This window comes from Hydrogenophaga sp. (assembly GCF_019264445.1).
Lineage (GTDB): Bacteria > Pseudomonadota > Gammaproteobacteria > Burkholderiales > Burkholderiaceae_C > Hydrogenophaga.
The window spans coordinates 37,237-58,168 of sequence record NZ_JAHVAB010000043.1; the positions used below are offsets into that span (position 1 = coordinate 37,237).

Sequence of the window (20,932 nt, forward strand, 5' to 3'; positions counted from 1 at the left end):
TTCTTCCAACCAGCACTCCCAGGAGGGGCAGACGTGCAAACCGTCAACGTGTTGTGCATCAAGTGGGGCAAGAAATACGGCCCCGACTACGTCAACAAACTTCACAGCATGGTGTCGCGGCACCTGCATCGTCCGTTCCGTTTTGTCTGTCTGACCGACGACGGCGCAGGCATCCACCCCGGCATCGAAGTCAAGCCCATTCCCGCCGTCGGGTTCGACGAATTCGACCAGCGCAAGCCCTGGAGCTTTGGCCATGGCTGGCTCAAGCTCACCAGCTTCACCGCCCCGCTCTACGACCTCACCGGCCAGACGCTGTTCCTCGACCTGGACATCGTCATCGTCGACAGCCTGGACGAGTTCTTCGACCAGCCCGGCGAGTTCATCGTCATCAAGGAATGGGACAAGAAGGACGGCACGGGCAACACCTCGTGCTACCTCTACACCATCGGCGCCCACACCGATGCGCTGGAGCACCTCAAGAACGGCTATCCCGAGTCGATCGCCGACGTGCGCAACGAGCAGGAATACATCACCGGCTTCCTCAACCGGCAGGGCAAGGTCAGTTACTGGCCTGACGCCTGGTGCCGCAGCTTCAAGCGCCACTGCATGCGACGCGGCCTCATGGGCTGGTTCTCGCCGCCCACCATTCCGCCCGGTGCCAAGATCATCGTGTTCCACGGCAAGCCCAACCCGCCCGACGTGATCGCCGGCGTGAGCGGCAAGTGGTACCGGCGCGTGCTGCCAGCGCAATGGGTCGCCGACCATTGGCGCTGAGCGCGGTTTCACTGCCCCACCGGGCGTACCGCCTGCTCAGCCGGGCACTGGCCGCGCCCCTGCTGGGCTGGTTGTGGTGGCGCGGCCGGCGTGAGCCCGGCTACCGGCAGAACCTGCAGCACCGCCTGGGCTTCATCCCTGTCGACCCCGACCAGCTGGGCTGCATCTGGCTCCACGCCGCGTCGGTCGGCGAGGTGCAGGCCATGCAGCCTCTGCTGCACGCGCTGTTGGACCAGTGGCCGGCGCACGCGGTGGTCGTCAGCACCCAGACCCCCACCGGCGCGCAGGCGCTGCGCACCCACTGGGGCGACCAGATCCGCCATGTGTACGCACCGCTGGACACACCCGGCGCCGTCACCCGCTTCCTGAACCGGCTGCAGCCCCGGTTGCTCATTCTGGTGGAGCGCGAGCTGTGGCCCGAGTGGCTGCACCAGTGCCGCGCCAGGGCCGTGCCCGTGGCGCTCGTCAATGCGCGGCTGTCGGAGCGCTCGGCGCGCACCTACCAGCGTTTGTCGGGCCTGATGCGGCCGGTGTGGGCCCAGCTCACGGTGGCTGCGGCCGACACGCCCAGCGCCACCCACTTCCGACAGCTGGGTGTGCCCGCCTCGCAGATGCACGACACGGGCAACCTGAAGTTCGATGTCGCCGTGCCGGCCGGTCACATGGCGCTGGCGCCCGAGTTGCTGGCGCGCACCCTGGTGGTGGTGGGCAGCTCGCATGAAGGCGACGAAACCGCCTGGCTCGCGGTGTGGGCCGAGCTGGCCCCGGTGAACCCGAGCTGGCTGCTGGTGCTGGTGCCGCGCCATCCCCAGCGCTTTGACGAGGTCGCCGCGCAACTGCAGCACAGCCGCCTCGTGCACGTGCGCCGCAGCCGCGGGCATGCGGTGGAACCGCGCACGCAAGTGCTGCTGGTCGACGCCATGGGCGAGCTCATGCACTGGTACCGGCACGCGTCCGTGTGCTTTGTGGGCGGCACTCTCGCACCGGTGGGTGGCCACAACCCGCTCGAACCCATGTCGGTCGGCCAGCCGGTGCTGTTCGGCCCTCACACGCACAACGCTGCCTCGCTGTTTGAAGAAATTGTCCAGACCGGCGCGGGCGAGTGCGTCCACAGCCCCCGCGAACTCGCAGCGGCCGTGCAGCGCTGGTTGATGCAACCAGAGGTATGGCAGCGCCGCGCAGACGCCGCGCGCGCGCTCATCGCCCGACACCAGGGCGCTGCGGCGCGCACGCTGGCCGTGGTGCAGCCCCTGTGGGCACCCGCCCGGCCACAGGACATCTCGCGCGTGCACGCATCGACCGTGGCCCACCGCACCTGCTGGCACGACCCGGCACAGCTTGCCCAAGTGACCCGCCACACCTTTGACCCCTTCGCCCACACCGAAGGCACCGCGCTGGCCACCGGCAGCGGGCGCGGTCAGGCGCTGCTCGTGCAAAACGAAGGGCGCGGCCACGTGCTGCGCCACTACCGGCGCGGCGGTCTCATGGCGCGTTTGAGTGAAGACCGCTTCTGGCGCGCCGCACCGCACGACAGCCGCGCCATGCGCGAGTTCGCCCTGCTGCGGCTGATGCGCTCCTGGCAACTGCCGGTGCCAGAGCCTGTGGCCGCCAGCCACTGGCCTCGCGGGCTGTTCTACGAAGCCGACATCCTGGTCGGCCTGATCCCGGGCAGCGAAAACGTGGTGCAGCGCCTTCAGCGCCAGGCCCTCACACCCACCGAGTGGCACGCCCTGGGCCAGGCCATTCGCCAGCTGCACGAGCGGCAGGTTTTTCATTCGGACCTCAACGCCCACAACCTGCTGCTCGACGACACCGGCCGCGCCTGGGTGGTGGACTTCGACAAATGCGGCGTGCGCCCCGGCGACGACTGGAAACCCCTCAACCTGGAGCGGCTGCTGCGCTCGCTGCGCAAGGAAGCCACCCGCGTCAGCCCCTACCACTGGACCGATGCCGACTGGCCGCATCTGGTGGCGGGCTATCGACACCACCCTGCAAGCCCATGAACCCGTCCACCGTTGTTCAACTCGGCGCCAAGGCCTCCATCGTCCTGGTGTTCTTCGCCTTTCCTGTGTCGGTGGCCCTGGCCAACGTGGGCCTGCTGCTCACGCTGGTGTTCTGGCTGCTGGGCTGCATCTGGGGCACCTCGTTGCGCGACGTCCGCCAGGCGCTGGCCAACCCGCTGGTGCCGCCCGCGCTGGCGCTGTTCGCCTGGATCGTGCTGGCCACCCTGTGGTCGCCCGCCGACGGCACGCAGATCGGCGCTGCGCTGCAGAAGTACAGCAAATTCCTGATGGTGCCCATCTTCATCGGCCTGCTGCACGACGCCACCACACGCCTGCGCTGCTGGCAGGCGTTTGCGCTGGCCATGCTGTTCACGGTCACCGTCACCTGGCTGAACGTGTGGTTCGACTTCCCCTGGACGCGCACCCACAACCAGGGCTTCGGCCAGGACCACACCGTGTTCAAGGACTACATCTCGCAGGGGATCATGGTGTCGTTCTTCACGCTGATGGCCTTGCACCATGCACTGGGCGCGCCCCGGCGCTCCCTGGCCCTGGTGGCGGTGTGCGTGGCAGGCCTGGCCGCGTGCAGCGTGTTGTTCCTCTCCGCAGGGCGCACCGGCTACCTGGCCCTGATGCTCTCGCTGGCCGTGTTTGTGCTCGTCGCCACCGCGCAGCGCCCTGTGCGCCTGGCCATGGCCGTGGTCGCGGTGGTTGCCGTCATTGCCGCCGTGTTCACCGCGTCCACCCAGCTGCGCGTGCGCACGCTGCAAGCCTGGCAGGAAGCGCAAACCAGCAGCCTGGCAGCGCCCGTGACCTCTGCCGGTGCACGGGTGGAAATGACCCGCTTCGCGCTCACCCAGGCGCTGGAAAAGCCGCTGCTGGGCCACGGCACCGCCGCCTACCCCGTGCTCTCTCCCCGGCATTTCACCGACCCGGCCTGGTGCTCGGTGGTGTGCGTGCATCCTCACAACCAGTTCGTGTTTTTCCTGTTCGAGCAGGGTCTGGTCGGTCTGCTGCTGTTTCTGTGGTTGCTGGCGGCGATCGCCCGCCAGGCTTGGCGCGAGCCCGCGCCCCGGCGGGCACTCATGCTGGGCTTTCTGGCGGTGCTGGTGGCCTCGAACATGACGCACAGCTCGTTCTGGCTCTCGACCGAAAACCACTTCTTCATCTTGTTGTCGGTGCTGCTCATGGCGGCGGTTCCCGCGCGATCGCGCGACGCTTTGCAACCGAGCCACCAACCGGTGTGATCGCATGAAGAAGACCATCGCGTTCCACTCCAACCAGCTGTCGATCCGCGGCACCGAAGTCGCGCTGTACGACTACGCGCTGCACAGCGAAGACGTGCTGCAACACCGCAGCGTCATCTTCTACAACGCCAACAGCGCGCACAACGATGCGGCGGCGCTCGCCAAATTCGGTGCGCGTTTTCCAGTGGTGGCCTACCGCACCGCCGAAGAGCGCGACGCGCTGCTCGCACAGCACAAGGCCGACCTGATGTACGCGATCAAGGCCGGCAAGAACGACGGCGTGTGGTCGCGCACGGTGCCCACCATGGTGCATGCGGTGTTCCCCACCCACCCCGCGCAGGCACACGGCGCGTCCTACGCCTTCATCTCCGAGTGGCTCAGCCGCCACTGCGCCAACGACAGGATTCCGAGCGTGCCCCACATCGTCGCGCTGCCCGAGGTCGACGGTGACCTGCGCGCCGAGCTGCAGATTCCGCCGCAGGCCAAAGTGCTGGGCTGCCACGGCGGGGCGCAAAGTTTCGATGTGCCCGCCGCCAGGCTGGCGGTGCGCGAGGTGCTGACGCGCACCACCGACACATGGTTTGCGTTCCTCAATATCGAAAGCTTTGTGGACCACCCGCGCGCGCTGTTCCTGCCCGGCAGCACCGACATGGTCTACAAGACGCGCTTCATCAACACCTGCGACGCCATGCTGCACGCGCGCCTGCAAGGCGAGTCATTCGGCCTGGCCTGCGGCGAGTTTTCCATTCGCAACAAGCCCGTGATCACCTACGCGGGCAGCAAGCACCGCCACCATATCGACGTGCTGGGCGACAGCGGCTTCTACTACACCGATGCACCATCGCTGGTCGAGATCATCGAGCGGCTCGACCCCGATGCGCTCAAGCAGCAGTCCTGGGACCGCTACTCGTCGCGCTACAACCCCCACAAGGTCATGGGCCTGTTTGACCAGCACCTGATCCAGCCCGCCCTGCGCAACCGCCACCTGGCCCGCCCCGAACTGAACCTGCGCTGGCGCGACCGCCTGCCCTACTACCGGCTCAAGCTGAGCATGCGGCTGGGCCAGCGACACCCATCCAAGCCATGAACGCCATGAGCAAACCTCGCGTCTACGACTGCTTCACCTACGACGGAGAGGACTGTCTGGAACTGCGGCTGCGCACGCACTGGAATGCGGTGGACTGGTTCGTCATCGTGGAGGCCAACGTCACTTTTTCGGGTGCGAGCAAACCGTTCGCTTTCGACGCCGAGCGCTTCGCCTGGGCCATGCCAAAGATCCGGTACGTGCAACTTCAGTCTGAAGAATTTTCCGCGTGTGAGTCCCCGTGGGACCGCGAACGGTTCCAGCGCAACGCCCTGCGGCGTGGCTTCGCCGATGCATCCCCCGACGATGTCGTGATCATTGCCGACGTCGACGAGATTCTTCGACCCCACAAGATCACACGCGTTGAGGAAGGCAGCGTGCAGGTGTTCGAGCAGCTGATGCTGTACTTCTACCGCGACTACCTCATGGTGTCAGACCCATTCTGGCGAAAGGCGGTGGCTGTCACGGGCAGTTATGCGCTGGCGCACCCGGCGGAAGACATTCGCAACAGCAAAGCGCTCCGCCAGGGCATTCGTGTCGTAACGGTGGCAGACGCGGGATGGCACTTCAGCTATCTGGGTGGCATGGCTTTGATCGAGCAAAAGCTCGAACGCTTTTCGCACCAGAACCTGAACAAGCCCCGCTACAAGAACAAGGCGCGCAATCTGGCGCGTTTGTATGCGGGCAAGGACATTTACCGCAGGGCCAAGAAGTGGGGCCGGGTACACATGGACGATCACGACTGGGCTGAACCCGAGCTCATCGCCTGGTTTGCGCAACGGCCTGGGCTTGCAGCTCCCACCGACATCCGTTCAGCGGGGCCGTTGCACGACGTGCTTGAAGCGCATCGCATGAAGGGCGCGGTGGCCCGACGTCTTGAAAAAATCTGGCTCAGACTCTGGAACGCCGTTTGAGTCTCAGGCCTCAGTCACGCAACCTCCAGCGCACCAAGCCCATCCACCGCCCCGCCATGCGGGCCACCAGCTTGGGCGAGAACGCGATCACGCGCAGGGGCAAGACCAGTGTCGTGCCGAGCAGCACGCTCCAGCGCAGGCCCTGCGCAGCGGCCACCGAACGGTGCTTGGCGGCGTAGATCAGCTTGGATTGCGCGTGGTGGTAGCCGCGCAGGTACTCGCTCTTCCACGGCCGCTTGCCCTTGACCGACCCGCGCGAGCGGTGCACGGCGGCCACCGATGGCCAGACCACGATGGGCCGCTGCGCATGAAACAGTCGCAGGCACAAATCGTCGTCTTCGTAATAGAGGAAGAAGCGCTCGTCGAAAAAGCCCACGCCCTCAAAGCGCGCGAGCCGGAACAGCATGGCCGCGCCCACCACGAACCCCACGCACGCCGGGCCGTCGGCACCCGCGCCGCGCGAGCGCCACACGACCTTGGGCCAGCGGTAATTCACGTCGGCCTGCCCGGGCGCGCTCTGCAGCTGGGGCGCCACCAGCGCGGCTTCGGGCATGTCGTTCGCGGCCCGCACCAGCTCGCGCAGACCATCGGGCGTGACTTCGCAATCGGGGTTGAGCAGGAAGGCGAATGGCGTTCGCGTGTCGGCCAGCGCGCGGTTGTTGGCCGCTCCAAAACCGAGGTTGCGCCCATGCTCGAGCACGCGCGCGTGCGGCCAGCGCGCCCCCGCCTGATCGGGTGTGCCGTCGGTGCTGCCGTTGTCCGAGATCACCACATGCGGGCAATGCGCCAGCAGCGCATCGAGCGCGGGCAAGCAGTGCGCGCTGTGGTACGTGACCACCACGACCGTGACCTGATCGAGCAGGTCCTGAGCGCTCATGGTCAGTGCGCGCTGGCGCCCACCACCGCGTCGGGCTTGGCTTGTTTGAGCAAGGCCAGCATGGTGGCCTCGATGCGGTGCAAGGCTTCGGTGGTCTGGCCTTCGAAACGCAGCACGAGCACCGGTGTGGTGTTGGACGCGCGGATCAGGCCGAAGCCGTCGGGCCAGTCCACGCGCACACCGTCGATGGTGGAGAGCTTGGCCGGCGCATCGAACTTCGCCATGGCCACCAGCTTGTCGACCACCGCATGCGGTTCGCCTTCGGCGCAGGCCACGTTGAGTTCGGGGGTGCTAAAGCTGGTGGGCAGCGCATTGAGCACGGCGCTGGCGTCCGGGCTGCGGCTGAGGATCTCCAGCAGGCGCGCGCCGGCGTAGGTGCCGTCGTCGAAGCCGTACCAGCGCTCCTTGAAGAAGATGTGTCCGCTCATCTCGCCGCCCAGCGGGCTGTTGAGCTCCTTCATGCGCGCCTTGATGAGCGAATGCCCCGTCTTGTAGATGTGGGCGACGCCGCCGGCGGCTTCAATGGCCGGGGCCAGGCGCTGCGAGCACTTCACGTCGAACACGATGTCGCCGCCCGGCACGCGCGAGAGCACGTCCTGCGAGAACAGAATCATCTGGCGGTCGGGGTAGATGGTCTGGCCATCCTTGGTGACGATGCCCAGGCGGTCGCCGTCGCCATCAAAGGCCAGACCCAGTTCGGCATCGGTCTCTTGCAGCGTGCGGATCACGTCCTGCAGGTTCTCAGGCTTGCTCGGGTCCGGGTGGTGGTTCGGGAAGTTGCCGTCCACCTCGCTGAAGAGTTCGATCACCTCGCAGCCGAGGGCACGGAAGATGGCCGGCGCAGATGCGCCCGCCACGCCGTTGCCGCAGTCCACCACCACCTTCATGGGGCGCGCGAGCCTGGCGTCAGAGACGATGCGGTCCTTGTAGGCAGCCGACACATTGATCAGGCGCACGCGGCCACCATCGGCGCGCTGGTGCGTTTCGGCTTCCATGGTCTTGCGCAAGGCCTGGATGTCTTCGCCATAAATGGCCCGGCCCGCGAGCACCATCTTGAAACCGTTGTAGTCCTTCGGGTTGTGGCTGCCCGTGACCTGGATGCCACTGGTGCACAAGGTGCTCGCCGCGAAATACAGCATGGGCGTGGTCGCCAGGCCGATGTCGATCACGTCGACGCCGGCCGCCACAAGACCGCGGATCAGCGCGGCCGACAAACCGGGGCCGCTCAAGCGCCCGTCGCGGCCCACTGCCACGGTTTTTTCGCCCAGCTTCATGGCCTGCGTGCCGAAGGCCAGGCCCAGCGCTTCGGCCACGCCCTCGTTCAACGCGGTGGGGGTCACGCCCCGGATGTCATAGGCCTTGAAGATGGACGCAGCAACTTGCATGGGTGTTCCTTGAGACGAAAGGTTGCATTGTAGGAGCGGGCATTTCGCGCAACTTGAGGAAGATGTCCGGAAACGACCAGTCTTGAGCGGGATCTGCGCCTACCATGGGTCCATGACCGCACCCGAGCCCCTGGACGACGACGCCTGCTACCGCGCCCTGTGCTCGCACGACGCGCGCTTCGATGGGCGCTTTTTCACGGCCGTCACATCCACCGGCATCTACTGCCGCCCCGTGTGTCGCGTGCGCACGCCCCGGCGCGAAAACTGCCGTTTCTTCGCTCACGCCACGCAGGCCGAACACGCGGGTTTCCGCCCCTGCCTGCGCTGCCGACCCGAACTCGCACCGCTGGAGCGGCACTGGTCGAGCACCGACGCCACCGCCATCCTGCTGCAGCAAGCCACCTTGTGGATGGACGACCCTCAACACTGGCTGGACGAGACCTCATCGCTGGGCGAACGGCTGGCGCAGCGCCTGGGCGTGAGCGACCGGCACCTGCGGCGCGTGTTTGAAGAGGGCCTGGGTGTCTCGCCCCTGCAATACCTGCTCACGCGAAAGCTCCTGACCGCCAAACAGTTGCTGGCCGACACCGACCTGCCCATCGGCCAGATTGCGCTGGCCAGCGGCTTTGCGAGCGTGCGCCGCTTCAACGCCGCCTTTGTCGAGCACTACCGGCTGAACCCGACCCAACTGCGGCGCCAGAGCGCCACAGGCACGCCCGACCCTGGCCAGGGCACCGCCGTTCGGCTGGGCTACCGCCCGCCCTACGACCTGACGGCCACCCTGGTTTTCTTTGAACAGCGGCAACTGCAAGGCCTTTCGTTTGTGGACGCGCCCCATGCGCGGCTGGGCCAGACCTTGCGCATGCCTGTGGGCGGGCATGTTTTGCAGGGCTGGTGGCTTGCCGAGTTCGACGAGTCCCGCTGCCAGGTGGTGCTGCGCGTGAGCGACGCGCTGCGCACCGCGCTGCCCCAGGTGATCCACCGCCTGCGCGCAGCGCTCGACCTGGACGCCGACCCGGCGGCCATCAATGCCGTGCTGCATGGCGCGTTCCCGCAGGGCGACGGTTTGCGGGTGCCCGGAGCGCTCGATGGCTTTGAACTTGCGGTGCGGGCGGTGCTCGGGCAGCAGATCACGGTGGCCGCCGCCCGCACGCTGGCACAGCGCGTGGTCGACCGCTTCGGTGAACCCATCGAGACGCCTTTCGACCGCCTCACGCGGCTGTTCCCCACCCCGCAAGCCCTGGCGCAGGCCGAAGGCGATGCGCTCGGGCAACTCGGGATCGTGCGGCAGCGCCAGGCCGCCATCGTGGCGCTGGCGCGCGCGGTCGCCGAACAAGGCCTCGTGCTCAACGGCAGCGCCGATGTGCCGTCGACCATCGCCGCCCTCAAGGCGCTGCCCGGCATTGGCGACTGGACCGCGCAGTACATCGCCATGCGCGCCCTGCGTTGGCCCGACGCCTTCCCGGCGGGAGACGTCGCGCTGCACAAGGCCATGGCCATACAGGCCGTCAAACACCCCGTCCGGGAAGCCGAGGCCCTGTCGCAGGCGTGGAAGCCCTGGCGCAGCTACGCCGTGGTGCGTGCCTGGGCGGCAGGCCGCGTCAACCCACCTTCTGAAAGCCCCTCATGAAACACGATCCCCTCACGGTTTTCACCACCTGGCCCGGGCCCCTGGGCCCCATGACGCTGGCGGCCACCCCGCGCGGCTTGAGCGGCGTCTGGTTTGACGGCCAGCGCCATGGGCCTGACACGTCAGGCTGGCGGCACGACCCGGCGCCACCGGTGTTCCAGCACACCATCGACCAGCTCGCCAACTACTTTGCCGGTCGTCGATCGCGTTTTGAACTGCCGCTGGATCTCACCGCCGGCACGCCATTCCAGCAACAGGTGTGGCGGGCGCTGCTGGGCATCGCGCACGGCACCACCACGAGCTATGGCCTGTTGAGCGCCGCCATCGGCAAGCCGGCCGCGGTGCGCGCACTGGGCGCGGCGGTGGGGCGCAATCCCATCAGCGTCATCGTGCCCTGCCACCGCGTGCTCGGGGCCGATGGCTCGCTCACCGGGTACGCTGGTGGGCTCGAGCGCAAGACCGCCCTGCTCGCACTGGAAGGTGTCCCGCTGCCATCGAACCGTGCGCCCGAGCCATTGTGGACAGGCGCTCATCAATCCCACGCGCAACCGGCATCAATGGCGCGCTGAAACACGCGAGACCCCCATGCATACTTTGACGCCATGAATCCCGTTCTCGCCCTGGAATTTCTGCTGCTGGCCTCTCTGTGGGGTGCCTCTTTCTTGTTCACCCGCCTGGGCGCGGCCGAGTTCGGCGCGTTGCCCACGGCCGGCATGCGCGTGGCGCTGGCGTCGCTGTTCCTGCTGCCGGTGTTTCTGGTCAACGGGGTGTGGGCCGATTTCCGTGCGCGTGCGAGACCGATCCTGTTTGTGGGCCTGCTCAACTCGGGCATTCCCTTCGCGTTGTTCGCGTATGCCGTGTTGCACATAACCACGGGACTCAGCTCCATCCTGAATGCAACCGTGCCACTGTCCGGCGCCCTGGTGGCCTGGCTTTGGCTCAAAGACCGTCCCGGTGGATCGCGCATGCTGGGTCTGGCCATCGGGTTCGCCGGTGTCACCCTGCTGGTGATCGGCAAATCGGGCTTCAGCGCCATGGGCGTGGCCAGCGGCAGCTCCACCGCGAGCACCCTGCTGGCCATGGGTGCCTGCCTGCTCGCCACCCTGTGCTACGGGATTGCCGCCAGCTTCACCAAGCGCTATCTCACAGGCGCACACCCATTGGCCACCGCCACCGGCAGCCAGATCGGCGCCGCGCTGGGTCTGGCGATCCCGACCATCGTTCTCTGGCCGAGCCAGCCCGTGAGCGCCACGGCGTGGGGCGCCGTGGCAGCTGTTGCGCTGCTGTGCACCGCCATCGCGTACATCCTCTTTTTCCACATCATCGAAAAAGCCGGCCCCAGCCGCGCCCTCACCGTGACCTTCCTCGTACCGGTGTTTGCGCTCGTGTATGGCTCGGTGTTTCTTGGCGAAGTCATCACGCCATGGATGATTGGCTGCGGCGTGGTGATCGTCTGCGGCACAGCGCTCTCCACCGGCCTGTTGCGCCTGCGCTGGCTGGAGCGCGCGACCTGAGCGCAGATTCGACGTGCGCAGGCCTTGCGCATACCAGCGGGTGAAGCCCCCTCCACACCCGGCGCGATGCCAGCTCACCTTGTCGACAAGCGCCGCGTGATGGCGCGCGGCGTCTTCACCAGGGCGCCGTCAGCCGTTTCCACGTGCGACTGGAGAAACAGTTCACTCGGGGCAAGCAGCACCCCGTAGAGCTCGCCGCACAGGTGCCGAGCGTGCAAGCCGGGCCAGTTCACCGGCAGCAGGGCCTCGGGCAGATTGGGATCTCTCAGGAGCACTCGGCGGTATTCGTGGATCAGCAGCGTGCGCACAAAAAACGACTCAACGGGCGCGAGGCTGCGATAGATCGACAAGACCGGCGAGAACCTGGCGATGAACTGTTTCCAGGACCGCTCCACGTGTTCCAGTTTGAAGGTCTCTTTCATGATGACCTGCAAGGGCCTGCGCGCGTAGGCGTCAAGGCTCTCGGCACTGAGGACCGCCACCGTTTCCTCGGCGTTGGCCGCCTTCAGGATTTCACGAAGGGAGGTGTGATCGGCGTGGGGATGCGCGAACACATTGGGCGCAAGCTGCCCGAAGCTCTCCCACAGCAGCTCGCGCTTGAGATCCAGGCGCTTGCTCGCGCGCATGGAGCCCACCAGGACAGCCAGGGTCCATCGGCCATCCCACTGCGGATGGTTGAACTCGTAGATCCGTCGGTCTGCGTGCTGAACGCGCAGCAGACCGACGTCAGAAAGGCCGTAGTAGCTGCGGCGGCCCACCCGCTCCACATCGAGCCAGTCATCGGCGGCAAGCCGAAAGGCGCTGGTGCGCACCCCTCTTGACGAAAGCCCGAACAGCTCAGCCAACGCGATGAGGCTTCCCTTCACGACCAAGAAGGACTTGCGCGACAACTACCCCTTCGGGATGTTCGCCGTGCCCAAGGATCGGGTGTCGCGCGTCCACGCTTCTTCGGGCACGACAGGAAAACCCACTGTGGTGGGCTACACCCAAAGGGACATCGACCAATGGGCCCATCTTGTCGCGAGGTCGATCCGTGCCGCGGGCGGCCGCGCCGGCGACACGATGCATGTCGCCTACGGCTATGGGTTGTTCACCGGCGGGCTGGGTGCGCACTACGGCGCCGAGCGGCTGGGTTGCACGGTCATTCCGATGTCCGGTGGGCAAACGGAAAAACAGGTGCAACTGATCCAGGACTTCAAGCCGCGCCTGATCATGGTGACGCCTTCCTACATGCAGGTGATCATCGAGGAGTTTGTCCGACAGGGCATCGACCCACGCGAGACGTCCCTGGAGGTGGGCATCTTCGGTGCAGAGCCGTGGACCGAGGCGATGCGCCGCGAAATCGAAACCCTTGGCCTTTGGCGCCGTGCTCATGCTGTGCATGATTTTTTTGCCCAAAGGGGTGGTGCCGACGTTGCGCGCCAGGTTGCGCCGGAGCGCGTCGTGAATTCGCTCGAAGTCCAGTCGCTGACAAAGACCTTCGGCGGGTTGCGCGCGGTGCAGGACGTGAGCTTTGCCGTCCTGGAGGGAACCGTGCACGCCATCATCGGTCCGAACGGCGCGGGCAAGACCACGCTGATCAATCTGATCACCGGGATGTACACACCGACATTCGGCAGGGTGCTTCTCAACACACGGGACATCACCGCCAAAGCGCCGATGGAACTCCCTGCACTGGGCATGGCGCGAACGTTTCAGAACCTGCAGATCTGCATGAACATGAGCGCGCTGGACAACGTCATGGTGGGAGCGCACTTGCGCCAGAACAGCGGGTTGATCGCAGGGCTTCTGTCACTGCCCAGGCTCCGGCGAGAGGACCGCGTTTGCCGGGCCGACGCCCTGAAGGCCATGGAACGGGTGGGCTTGTCGTCCTGCGCGAAGGCCGAGGCCGGAGAGATGCCCTACGGTGCCTTGAAACGGCTGGAAATCGCCCGCGCATTGATGACGCGCCCGAGCTTGCTGCTGATGGACGAGCCGGCCGCCGGTCTCAACCCCACCGAGACGGCCAGCATCGGCAAGCTGATCCGCCAGCTCGCCGCCGAAGGCCTGACGGTGGTTCTGGTGGAGCACGACATGCCGCTGGTGATGGGCGTCTCCGACACGATCACCGTGCTGGACCACGGCAGGAAGATAGCGCAAGGCACGCCGACGGCCATTCGCGCCAACGAACAGGTCATCGCCGCCTACCTTGGCGCTGACGGAGTGTCCGAGGCAGGTACCGCGCTTGGCCACCAGGAGGCCGCATGACTGCACCCGCCGCCGTCCCAGGCACCACGCCAGAGGCATTGCTCTCCACCCATGGCCTGACCAGTCACTACGGTCGGATTCAAGCATTGCATGGCGTGGACATCCGCGTCGAGCGCGGCCAGCTGGTCGCGCTGGTCGGTGCCAACGGCGCGGGGAAAACCACGCTGCTTCGCGCCATCTCGGGTGTTCAACCGGTCAGCGGGGGCAGCGTGCGGTTCGGAGAGCAAGACATCAATGGTCTCGTGGCAAGCCGCAGGGTGCGCGCGGGCATCAGCCAGGTTCCCGAAGGACGGCAGGTTTTCGGCCCCATGAGCGTGGAGGACAACCTCGTGCTGGGCGCCTTCACGCGTCCCGGAAGCGAGATCGCCCCAAGCCTTTCCGCCACGTACGAGCGGTTCCCGATCCTGCTTGAAAAGCGGCACCTGCCTGCGAGCACCTTGTCGGGAGGTCAGCAGCAGATGCTGGCCATGGCGCGCGCCTTGATGGCCTCGCCGAAGGTGCTGCTGTTGGACGAACCCAGCATGGGTCTGGCGCCGCTGATCGTTCTGGAGATTTTTCGATTGATCGAAACGTTGCGCGACCAGGGCATCACGATCCTGCTGGTTGAACAGAATGCGCGGGCCGCGTTGTCCATTGCCGACAAAGGCTATGTCATGGAACTGGGGCGCATCGTCATGTCGGGGGCCGGGCCGGAGCTGCTCAGGAACGAACAGATACAGCAGGCCTATCTGGGCATGTAGGAGCGCGAACCGCGTGCCCTCGTGGGAGCCACGCCACAACGAAAGGAGACAAGGTGTCGGAGACATGGCGAAAACTGGCGCGGGCGTGCACCCGCCTTGGCGCAGGGCTCCTGGTTTGTCTTTCCAGCCACGGTGCCATCGCGCAAGCCGTGGCGAACAGGCAAGACGCCGAGATCCTGATCGGGCAATCCTGCCAGCTCACCGGCCCCCTGGCCGCGTTGTCGAACGAGGTGCGTCAGGGTGCGCAGCTCTACTTCGACCGCGTCAACGCGAGTGGAGGAATCCACGGTCGAAAGATCCGGGTCATTGCGCTGGACGATGCCTACGACCCACAGAGGGCCGCCGAGAACACGCGCACGCTGATCCAGCATGAGAAGGTGCTGGCGCTGTTCCAGTACGCCGGCACCCCACCTTCCATGGCGGCCGTGCCCATTGCCGAAGCGTTTGGCGTGCCCTTCATCACGCCATTTTCCGGCGCAGACCCGTTGCGCCAGAACTTCAGCCGCTACGTCTTCAACATCAAGGCCGGCTACAGCAGCGAGCTCGACGCCATGGTTCGCCAACTGGCCGTGGTGGGTATCACGAAGGTGGCCGCGGTGTATCTCAACAATCCGTTTGGCATCGGAGGGCTGGCATCGGTCGAAAGGTCTGCGGCGGTGCACCAGATTTCTCTGGTGGCGCGGGTGCCACTGGCAGTCGACGGAGCGAAGCTCGACACAGTGGTCGCAGAGGTGGCGAAGTCATCGCCACAAGCGATCATCGTCATCAGCGCGGGCAAGCCCAGCATCGACTTTGTCGACGCGTATCTCAAGGCGGGGCACCGGTCTACGTTCTACATGCTGTCTGTCATCAGCAACCTGCAACTGGAGAGCGCCCTGGGCAAGCGTTCACGGGGAATCGTGATCTCGCAAGTGGTTCCGTCGCCCTGGAACAGGAGCATCGCGGTATCGCGGGAATTCCAGGCACTGGCGGCCGCCAAAGGACTCGGCGAATACTCGTTCAGTCAGATGGAAGGATTCATCTCCGCCAAATTCCTGGTGGAAGCGGTGAAACGTGCAGGCAGCAAGCCGACACGCGAGGGCTTGCTGCAGGCCCTCGAATCCATGTCCAGGGTCGACCTGGGGGGCTATGCGGTGGACATGTCGCCGTCGCAGCACAGTTCCGGGCGATACGTCGATCTGGTCATTGTGGGTCGCGACGGAAGGTTCACACGCTAGCGCCCCATATCAGCGAAGGAGCACAAAGAGATCGCCCTCGCACACCGGATACCTGGACGCGGCATCCGCAAAGGCTTCATCGACATGACCGCGCTGGCCCCGCCTGGTGAGAACAAGGCGCCTGTTCCGAAGCTCCAGATTCGCATTCCAAAAACCAAAATGGGCTGCGATCCGAAGATTGCAACCCATTGATTTCTGTCGAAATTTTGGCGGAGTGGACGGGGCTCGAACCCGCGACCCCCGGCGTGACAGGCCGGTATTCTAACCAACTGAACTACCACTCCTGGTAGATGGCGTTCGTTCTTTCGAACCAAGTGCCAACCACTTGTTTGCCTACTTGCCTTGCAGCTTGTTTGGCGACCCTACGGGGATTCGAACCCCGGTACTCACCGTGAAAGGGTGATGTCCTAGGCCTCTAGACGATAGGGTCATAACCTTGGACTCAAAGAGCCTCGCATTGTAGCAGCGGCAAAGCTTGTTTTTCTGCCGATGCGCGATGAAAAACTCATTGCGACTTCAATTTTTGGTGGAGGTAAGCGGGATCGAACCGCTGACCTCTTGCATGCCATGCAAGCGCTCTCCCAGCTGAGCTATACCCCCACAGGGTTTGTTGATCTGCGCCTTGCAACTGCCGTTGCGCGGTGCATTTCAGCAAGCCTCGAATTATAGGCGATTTTTTCAGGCGTTCTTCAAACGGTCGATCACAACCTGTCGATCATGCAATTCCAGCACGGCATCCAGCGACGGCGTCTGGGCGGTGCCCATCACCAGTACGCGCACCGGCATGGCGAGCTGCGGCATCTTGAGGCTGTGCGCGGCGAGCACTTCCTTGATCGCTGCCGAGATGCCCGCCTTGTCCCAAGCGCACGCGACGAGCTTCTCCGCCAGCGTCAGCAGCGCAGGGCGCACGGCGTCTGTCACGTGCTGGGCTCGCTCGCTTTCATGGGGCGTGATGTCCGCATAAAACGCTTTCGCCCAATCCGCGAGGACCACGGTCGTGTCGCAGCGGTCCTTGAACAGGCCACAGATGCGCGGCAAGCGCGCGTCGGTCGCAACGCCTTGCTGCTGCAGGTGCAAAGCCACCAGCGGTGCCAGCGCGTCATCGGCCATGGCCTTGAGGTGCTGCGCATTGACCCACCGCAGCTTGGCCTCGTCGAACTGCGCAGCGCTGCGGCCAAGGTGGTCGAGGTTGAACCATTCCAGGAACTGCGCGCGGCTGAAGATTTCATCGTCGCCGTGGCTCCAGCCCAGGCGCGCAAGGTAGTTCACCATGGCGTCGGGCAGATAGCCTTCGTCGCGGTATTGCGTCACAGGCTTGGCGCCGTTGCGCTTGCTCATCTTCTCGCCCTGCTCATTGAGCACGGTGGGCAGATGGGCGTACACCGGCGGCTCTTTGCCCAGCGCCTTGAAGATGTTGATCTGGCGCGGCGTGTTGTTCACATGGTCGTCACCACGGATCACGTGGGTGATGGCCATGTCGACGTCGTCCACCACCACACAGAAGTTGTAGGTGGGCGTGCCGTCGGGGCGGGCAATCACCAGATCGTCCAGTTCGTCGTTGGCGATCTCGATGCGGCCCTTGACCTTGTCGTCCCAGGCCACCACGCCGCCTTGCGGGTTCTTGAAGCGCAACACAGGCTTGACGCCATCGGGCACGGCAGGCAGGGTCTTGCCTGGCTCAGGCCGCCAGGTGCCGTCGTACCGAGGTTTTTCCTTGTTGGCCATCTGCTTTTCGCGCAGCGCGTCAAGCTCGGCCACGCTCATGTAGCAGGGGTACACCAGTCCGGCAGCCACCATGTCGGCCAGAACAGCCTTGTAGCGGTCCATGCGCTGCATTTGGTAGAACGGACCTTCGTCGTGGTCCAGCCCCAGCCATTTCATGCCTTCGATGATCACGTCCACCGCAGCCTGCGATGAGCGCTCGAGATCGGTGTCTTCGATGCGAAGGATGAACGCGCCGCCCGTGGAGCGCGCAAACGCCCAGGGGTACAGCGCCGAGCGGATGTTGCCCAGATGAATGAAGCCGGTGGGCGACGGTGCGAAGCGGGTGCGGGTGGGTGCGGACATGTCAGAAGGAAGTGAGGCCACGGTCAAGGTCGGCCTGGATATCGCCCAGGTGCTCAAGTCCCACCGCCACGCGGATGAGCCCCTGCACCACGCCAGCCGTCTGGCGTTGCGCTTCGGTCAGACGGCCATGAGAAGTGCTGGCGGGGTGTGCCACCAGGGTTTTGGTGTCGCCCAGGTTGGTCGACAGCGACATCACCTGCAGCGAGTCGAGCACGTGGAACGCACGCGAGCGCGCCTGCTCGGCGTCAGAAGCCTTCACCTCGAAAGACAACACCGCACCGCCGCTGTTCGTTTGCTGCGACATGGCCAGCGCGTGCTGCGGGTGGCTTGCCAGCCCTGGGTAATGCACGCGAGCCACGGCAGGATGGTCTTGCAGCCACTGCGCCAGCGCCAGCGCATTGGCCGACTGGGCGCGCATGCGGATGTCCAGCGTCTCCAGGCCTTTGAGCACCACCCATGCGTTGAAGGGCGCCAGCGTCATGCCGGCGCTCTTGAGCACCGGCAGGAAGGTCTTCGTCACCAGCGCCTGGCTGGCGCACAACGCACCGGCCATGACGCGGCCTTGCCCGTCGAGGTACTTGGTGCCCGAATGCATGACGATATCGGCGCCCAGCGCCATGGGGCGCTGGAGGGCTGGCGTGGCAAAGCAGTTGTCCACACACAGCAGCGCGCCCGCGTCGTGCGCAATGTCGGCCAGCGCGCGGATGTCGCACACCTCGGTCAGCGGGTTGGTGGGCGTCTCGGCAAAGAGCAGCCTGGTCGTGGGCTTGATGGCGGCCTTCCAGGCGGCCACGTCGGTCTGCGCCACGAACGTGGACTCCACGCCGAACTTCGCCAGATCGGTCCCGATCAGCTTGATGGTGGAGCCGAACATGGAGTGCGAGCAGATCACGTGATCGCCCGCCTTGAGCAGGCCCATGCACATCATCAGGATCGCAGACATGCCCGAGGCCGTGGAGATACAGGCCTCGGCACCCTCGAGCGCGGCCAGCCGCTGCTCGAAACTGGCGACCGTGGGGTTGCCATAGCGCCCGTAGGTAAAGCCATCTTCATCGCCCGCAAAGCGGCGCGCAGAAGCCTCGGCGCTGGGCTGCACGTAACCACTGGTGAGGTACAGGGCTTCGGAGTTTTCGCCGTATGGGCTGCGTGCCACGGCTTCGCGCACGGCCAGCGTGTCGCGGTGCAAGTCGGGTTTCTTGGTGCTCATGAAATGGTGTGTCAGGCGACCTGTGCGTTGGGCAAGGCCAGGCGAGAGGTGTCTTCCTCGCCCTCTTCGCTCTGGTCGCGACCGGCGTTGAGACGGGCGATGTCGGCTGGTGTGATGTCGCCGGTCACGTACACACCGTCGAAGCAGGACGCGTCAAAGCCCGCCAGCTTGGGGTTGAGCGAGCCAATGGCCTGCTTCATCGCATCGACATCCTGATAGATCAGCGCATCGCAACCGATGATCTCCCGCACCTCATCCACCGAGCGGTCATGGGCCACGAGTTCGTCGGGGGTGGGCATGTCGATGCCATACACGTTGGGGTAGCGCACCGGTGGCGCCGCGCTGGCCAGGTACACCTTGCGGGCGCCGGCATCGCGCGCCATCTGCACGATTTCGCGGCTGGTGGTGCCGCGCACGATGGAGTCGTCTACCAGCAACACGTTACGGCCCTTGAACTCACTGCCAATGACGTTGAGCTTCTGGCGCACCGATTTCTTGCGCACGCCCTGCCCCGGCATGATGAAGGTGCGGCCCACGTAGCGGTTTTTCACGAAGCCTTCGCGGTACGGCAGGCCCAGCAACTGGGCAAGTTCCATGGCGCTCGGGCGCGAGGACTCGGGGATGGGAATCACCACGTCGATTTCGTTCGGCGGCACCGTGGAGACGACGCGCTTGGCCAGCGTCACGCCCAGATTCAGGCGCGCCTGGTACACCGAAATGCCGTCCATCACCGAGTCGGGACGGGCGAGGTACACGTATTCGAAGATGCAGGGGTTGTGGCTGATCTGGTCGGCGCATTGCTCAAACTGCATCTGGCCGTCCAGATCGACGAACACCGCTTCGCCAGGCATCAGGTCTCTGTCCAGTTCGAATCCGTTGCCCTCGAGCGCCACGGATTCACTGGCGACCACCACACCGCCGTCCTTGTTGCGCCCCACGCACAAGGGGCGAATGCCATGCGGATCGCGGAAAGCCAGGAGGCCATGACCGGCGATCAGCGCCACCACGGCGTAGGAGCCTTTCACGCGCTGGTGCACGCCGCGCACAGCGGCAAACACGTCCGCCGGCTTGAGCGTGATGCCACGCGTGACTTTCTCCAGCTCGTGCGCGAGCACGTTGAGCAACACCTCGGAGTCGCTCTCCGTGTTGACGTGCCGGTGATCGGTCTGGAACAGCTCCTGCGCCAGTGCCTTGGCGTTGGTCAGGTTGCCGTTGTGCACCAGCACGAGACCGAAAGGGGCGTTTACGTAGAAAGGCTGGGCTTCTTCCTCGCTGAAGGCGTTGCCTGCAGTGGGATAGCGCACCTGCCCCAGGCCGCACAACCCGGGCAGCGCGCGCATGTTGCGGGTGCGGAAGACGTCCCGCACCATGCCCTTGGCCTTGTGCATGAAGAACTTGCGCCCCTGCTGCGTCACGATACCGGCGGCATCCTGTCCGCGGTGTTGCAACAGCAACAGCGCGTCGTAAATGAGTTGATTGACTGGCGCCTTGCTGACCACGCCGACGATTCCACACATGATTTGAACCCTCAGGAAAACTAACGGATATATCGGGCCACAGCCTCGGGCAACAAGGGCTTGATCTCGTGCAACGTGGCCGACAGCACGCCAGCCAGCGCCGATTCGCGCCACCAGGCGGCGCTCTGCATCTGCGTCATGCTCACCACGAGCGCCAGCGCCAGCAGGATCACCAGGCCGCGCAGCAGGCCAAACGCCCCACCCAGCACGCGGTCCACCGGCCGCAAACCCACCGAAGCCACCAGCTTCTGCACCAGCCAGGCAACCAACCCGGCCGCGAACGCGACCACCACAAACACCAGAACAAATCCCACCGCCAGCCGCATGGGGGGAGACAGGCCCTCCATCGGCAACCAGGCGCCCGCCGCATCAGCGTAGGCCTGCGCCAGCACGAAAGCCGCCACCCAGCCGGCCACGGACAACACCTCATAAACCAGGCCACGCCACAGGCCCAGCAAGACCGACAGCAACAGCGCCGTGAGCAGCACCCAGTCGGTCAAAACCATCGG

18 protein-coding genes, 3 tRNA genes and 2 pseudogenes are annotated in these 20,932 nt (G+C 65.5%); 13 read left to right on the forward strand and 10 right to left on the reverse strand.

Annotated features, from left to right (window positions below; genetic code table 11):
• The first annotated feature begins 33 nt into the window (after window positions 1-33).
• The 5 genes from KXJ60_RS07200 to KXJ60_RS07220 are packed head-to-tail and all read left to right on the forward strand — an operon-like array spanning window position 34 to window position 6,022.
• A complete protein-coding gene (locus KXJ60_RS07200; protein WP_291125729.1) occupies window positions 34-774 on the forward strand; it encodes a glycosyltransferase in 741 nt (246 codons plus the stop codon).
• Window positions 750-2,777, forward strand: a complete 2,028-nt coding sequence (locus KXJ60_RS07205; RefSeq protein ID WP_291125732.1) for a 3-deoxy-D-manno-octulosonic acid kinase — start codon at window positions 750-752, stop codon at window positions 2,775-2,777. Before KXJ60_RS07200 ends, KXJ60_RS07205 begins: the two co-directional genes overlap by 25 nt.
• Window positions 2,774-4,024 carry an O-antigen ligase family protein gene (locus KXJ60_RS07210; RefSeq protein WP_291125735.1) on the forward strand — a complete coding sequence of 417 codons (1,251 nt, stop codon included), beginning with the start codon at window positions 2,774-2,776 and terminating at the stop codon, window positions 4,022-4,024. Before KXJ60_RS07205 ends, KXJ60_RS07210 begins: the two co-directional genes overlap by 4 nt.
• A 4-nt stretch (window positions 4,025-4,028) precedes the next feature.
• Window positions 4,029-5,111, forward strand: a complete 1,083-nt coding sequence (locus tag KXJ60_RS07215; protein ID WP_291125737.1) for a hypothetical protein — start codon at window positions 4,029-4,031, stop codon at window positions 5,109-5,111.
• Between the two features lie 5 nt (window positions 5,112-5,116).
• On the forward strand, window positions 5,117-6,022 hold the full coding sequence (locus tag KXJ60_RS07220) for a hypothetical protein (protein ID WP_291125740.1): 906 nt from the start codon (window positions 5,117-5,119) through the stop codon (window positions 6,020-6,022).
• Between the two features lie 10 nt (window positions 6,023-6,032).
• Here the strand turns inward: KXJ60_RS07220 and KXJ60_RS07225 are convergent, their stop codons facing one another.
• Together KXJ60_RS07225 and KXJ60_RS07230 are read right to left on the reverse strand one after the other, a co-directional pair.
• Window positions 6,033-6,899 carry a glycosyltransferase family 2 protein gene (locus KXJ60_RS07225; protein ID WP_291125743.1) on the reverse strand — a complete coding sequence of 289 codons (867 nt, stop codon included), beginning with the start codon at window positions 6,897-6,899 and terminating at the stop codon, window positions 6,033-6,035.
• A 2-nt stretch (window positions 6,900-6,901) separates the two neighbouring features.
• The gene (locus tag KXJ60_RS07230) at window positions 6,902-8,284 is read right to left on the reverse strand and encodes a phosphomannomutase/phosphoglucomutase (protein ID WP_291125746.1); all 1,383 of its coding nucleotides are present in this window, start codon (window positions 8,282-8,284) and stop codon (window positions 6,902-6,904) included.
• A 112-nt stretch (window positions 8,285-8,396) separates the two neighbouring features.
• Between KXJ60_RS07230 and KXJ60_RS07235 the strand changes: the two genes are divergently transcribed.
• Genes KXJ60_RS07235 through KXJ60_RS07245 form a run of 3 tightly spaced genes read left to right on the forward strand, consistent with a single transcriptional unit; the run spans window position 8,397 to window position 11,428 of the window.
• Complete coding sequence (locus KXJ60_RS07235) at window positions 8,397-9,914, forward strand: Ada metal-binding domain-containing protein (protein ID WP_291125749.1); 1,518 nt, start codon at window positions 8,397-8,399, stop codon at window positions 9,912-9,914.
• On the forward strand, window positions 9,911-10,483 hold the full coding sequence (locus KXJ60_RS07240) for a methylated-DNA--[protein]-cysteine S-methyltransferase (protein WP_291125753.1): 573 nt from the start codon (window positions 9,911-9,913) through the stop codon (window positions 10,481-10,483). The genes KXJ60_RS07235 and KXJ60_RS07240 overlap by 4 nt, the downstream gene beginning before the upstream one ends.
• 33 nt (window positions 10,484-10,516) lie before the next feature.
• Window positions 10,517-11,428, forward strand: coding sequence for a DMT family transporter (locus tag KXJ60_RS07245; RefSeq protein ID WP_291125756.1), 912 nt, complete (start codon window positions 10,517-10,519; stop codon window positions 11,426-11,428).
• 74 nt (window positions 11,429-11,502) lie between these two features.
• Here KXJ60_RS07245 and KXJ60_RS07250 read toward each other — a convergent pair whose 3' ends face one another.
• Window positions 11,503-12,294, reverse strand: a complete 792-nt coding sequence (locus KXJ60_RS07250; protein WP_366018114.1) for a PaaX family transcriptional regulator C-terminal domain-containing protein — start codon at window positions 12,292-12,294, stop codon at window positions 11,503-11,505.
• Between KXJ60_RS07250 and KXJ60_RS07255 the strand changes: the two are divergent.
• The 5 genes and pseudogenes from KXJ60_RS07255 to KXJ60_RS07270 form a co-directional block, all read left to right on the forward strand.
• Window positions 12,287-12,775, forward strand: a pseudogene (locus tag KXJ60_RS07255) (AMP-binding protein); the annotation flags it as partial. The gene KXJ60_RS07250 and the pseudogene KXJ60_RS07255 overlap by 8 nt on opposite strands.
• 162 nt (window positions 12,776-12,937) lie before the next feature.
• Window positions 12,938-13,399 (forward strand): annotated as a pseudogene (locus KXJ60_RS21670) (ATP-binding cassette domain-containing protein); the annotation flags it as partial.
• A 114-nt stretch (window positions 13,400-13,513) separates the two neighbouring features.
• The gene (locus tag KXJ60_RS21675) at window positions 13,514-13,675 is read left to right on the forward strand and encodes a hypothetical protein (protein WP_366018141.1); all 162 of its coding nucleotides are present in this window, start codon (window positions 13,514-13,516) and stop codon (window positions 13,673-13,675) included.
• Between the two features lie 38 nt (window positions 13,676-13,713).
• On the forward strand, window positions 13,714-14,415 hold the full coding sequence (locus KXJ60_RS07265) for an ABC transporter ATP-binding protein (protein ID WP_291125965.1): 702 nt from the start codon (window positions 13,714-13,716) through the stop codon (window positions 14,413-14,415).
• A 53-nt stretch (window positions 14,416-14,468) separates the two neighbouring features.
• The gene (locus KXJ60_RS07270; protein ID WP_291125759.1) at window positions 14,469-15,632 is read left to right on the forward strand and encodes an ABC transporter substrate-binding protein; all 1,164 of its coding nucleotides are present in this window, start codon (window positions 14,469-14,471) and stop codon (window positions 15,630-15,632) included.
• Between the two features lie 207 nt (window positions 15,633-15,839).
• Here KXJ60_RS07270 and KXJ60_RS07275 read toward each other — a convergent pair.
• From KXJ60_RS07275 to KXJ60_RS07305, 7 genes are all read right to left on the reverse strand, one after another.
• Window positions 15,840-15,916, reverse strand: a tRNA-Asp gene (locus KXJ60_RS07275).
• Window positions 15,917-15,986: 70 nt separating this feature from the next.
• Window positions 15,987-16,062 (reverse strand) — tRNA-Glu (locus KXJ60_RS07280).
• Between the two features lie 94 nt (window positions 16,063-16,156).
• Window positions 16,157-16,232, reverse strand: a tRNA-Ala gene (locus KXJ60_RS07285).
• 78 nt (window positions 16,233-16,310) lie between these two features.
• The gene (gltX, locus tag KXJ60_RS07290) at window positions 16,311-17,699 is read right to left on the reverse strand and encodes a glutamate--tRNA ligase (protein WP_291125762.1); all 1,389 of its coding nucleotides are present in this window, start codon (window positions 17,697-17,699) and stop codon (window positions 16,311-16,313) included.
• Between the two features lies 1 nt (window position 17,700).
• Entirely contained in the window at window positions 17,701-18,906 is a 1,206-nt protein-coding gene (locus KXJ60_RS07295) for an O-succinylhomoserine sulfhydrylase (RefSeq protein WP_291125765.1), read from the reverse strand.
• 11 nt (window positions 18,907-18,917) lie between these two features.
• The gene (gene purF, locus KXJ60_RS07300) at window positions 18,918-20,423 is read right to left on the reverse strand and encodes an amidophosphoribosyltransferase (RefSeq protein ID WP_291125768.1); all 1,506 of its coding nucleotides are present in this window, start codon (window positions 20,421-20,423) and stop codon (window positions 18,918-18,920) included.
• A 20-nt stretch (window positions 20,424-20,443) separates the two neighbouring features.
• Window positions 20,444-20,929: a CvpA family protein gene (locus KXJ60_RS07305; RefSeq protein ID WP_291125771.1), complete on the reverse strand. Its 486-nt coding sequence runs from the start codon at window positions 20,927-20,929 to the stop codon at window positions 20,444-20,446.
• Window positions 20,930-20,932: the final 3 nt, after the last annotated feature.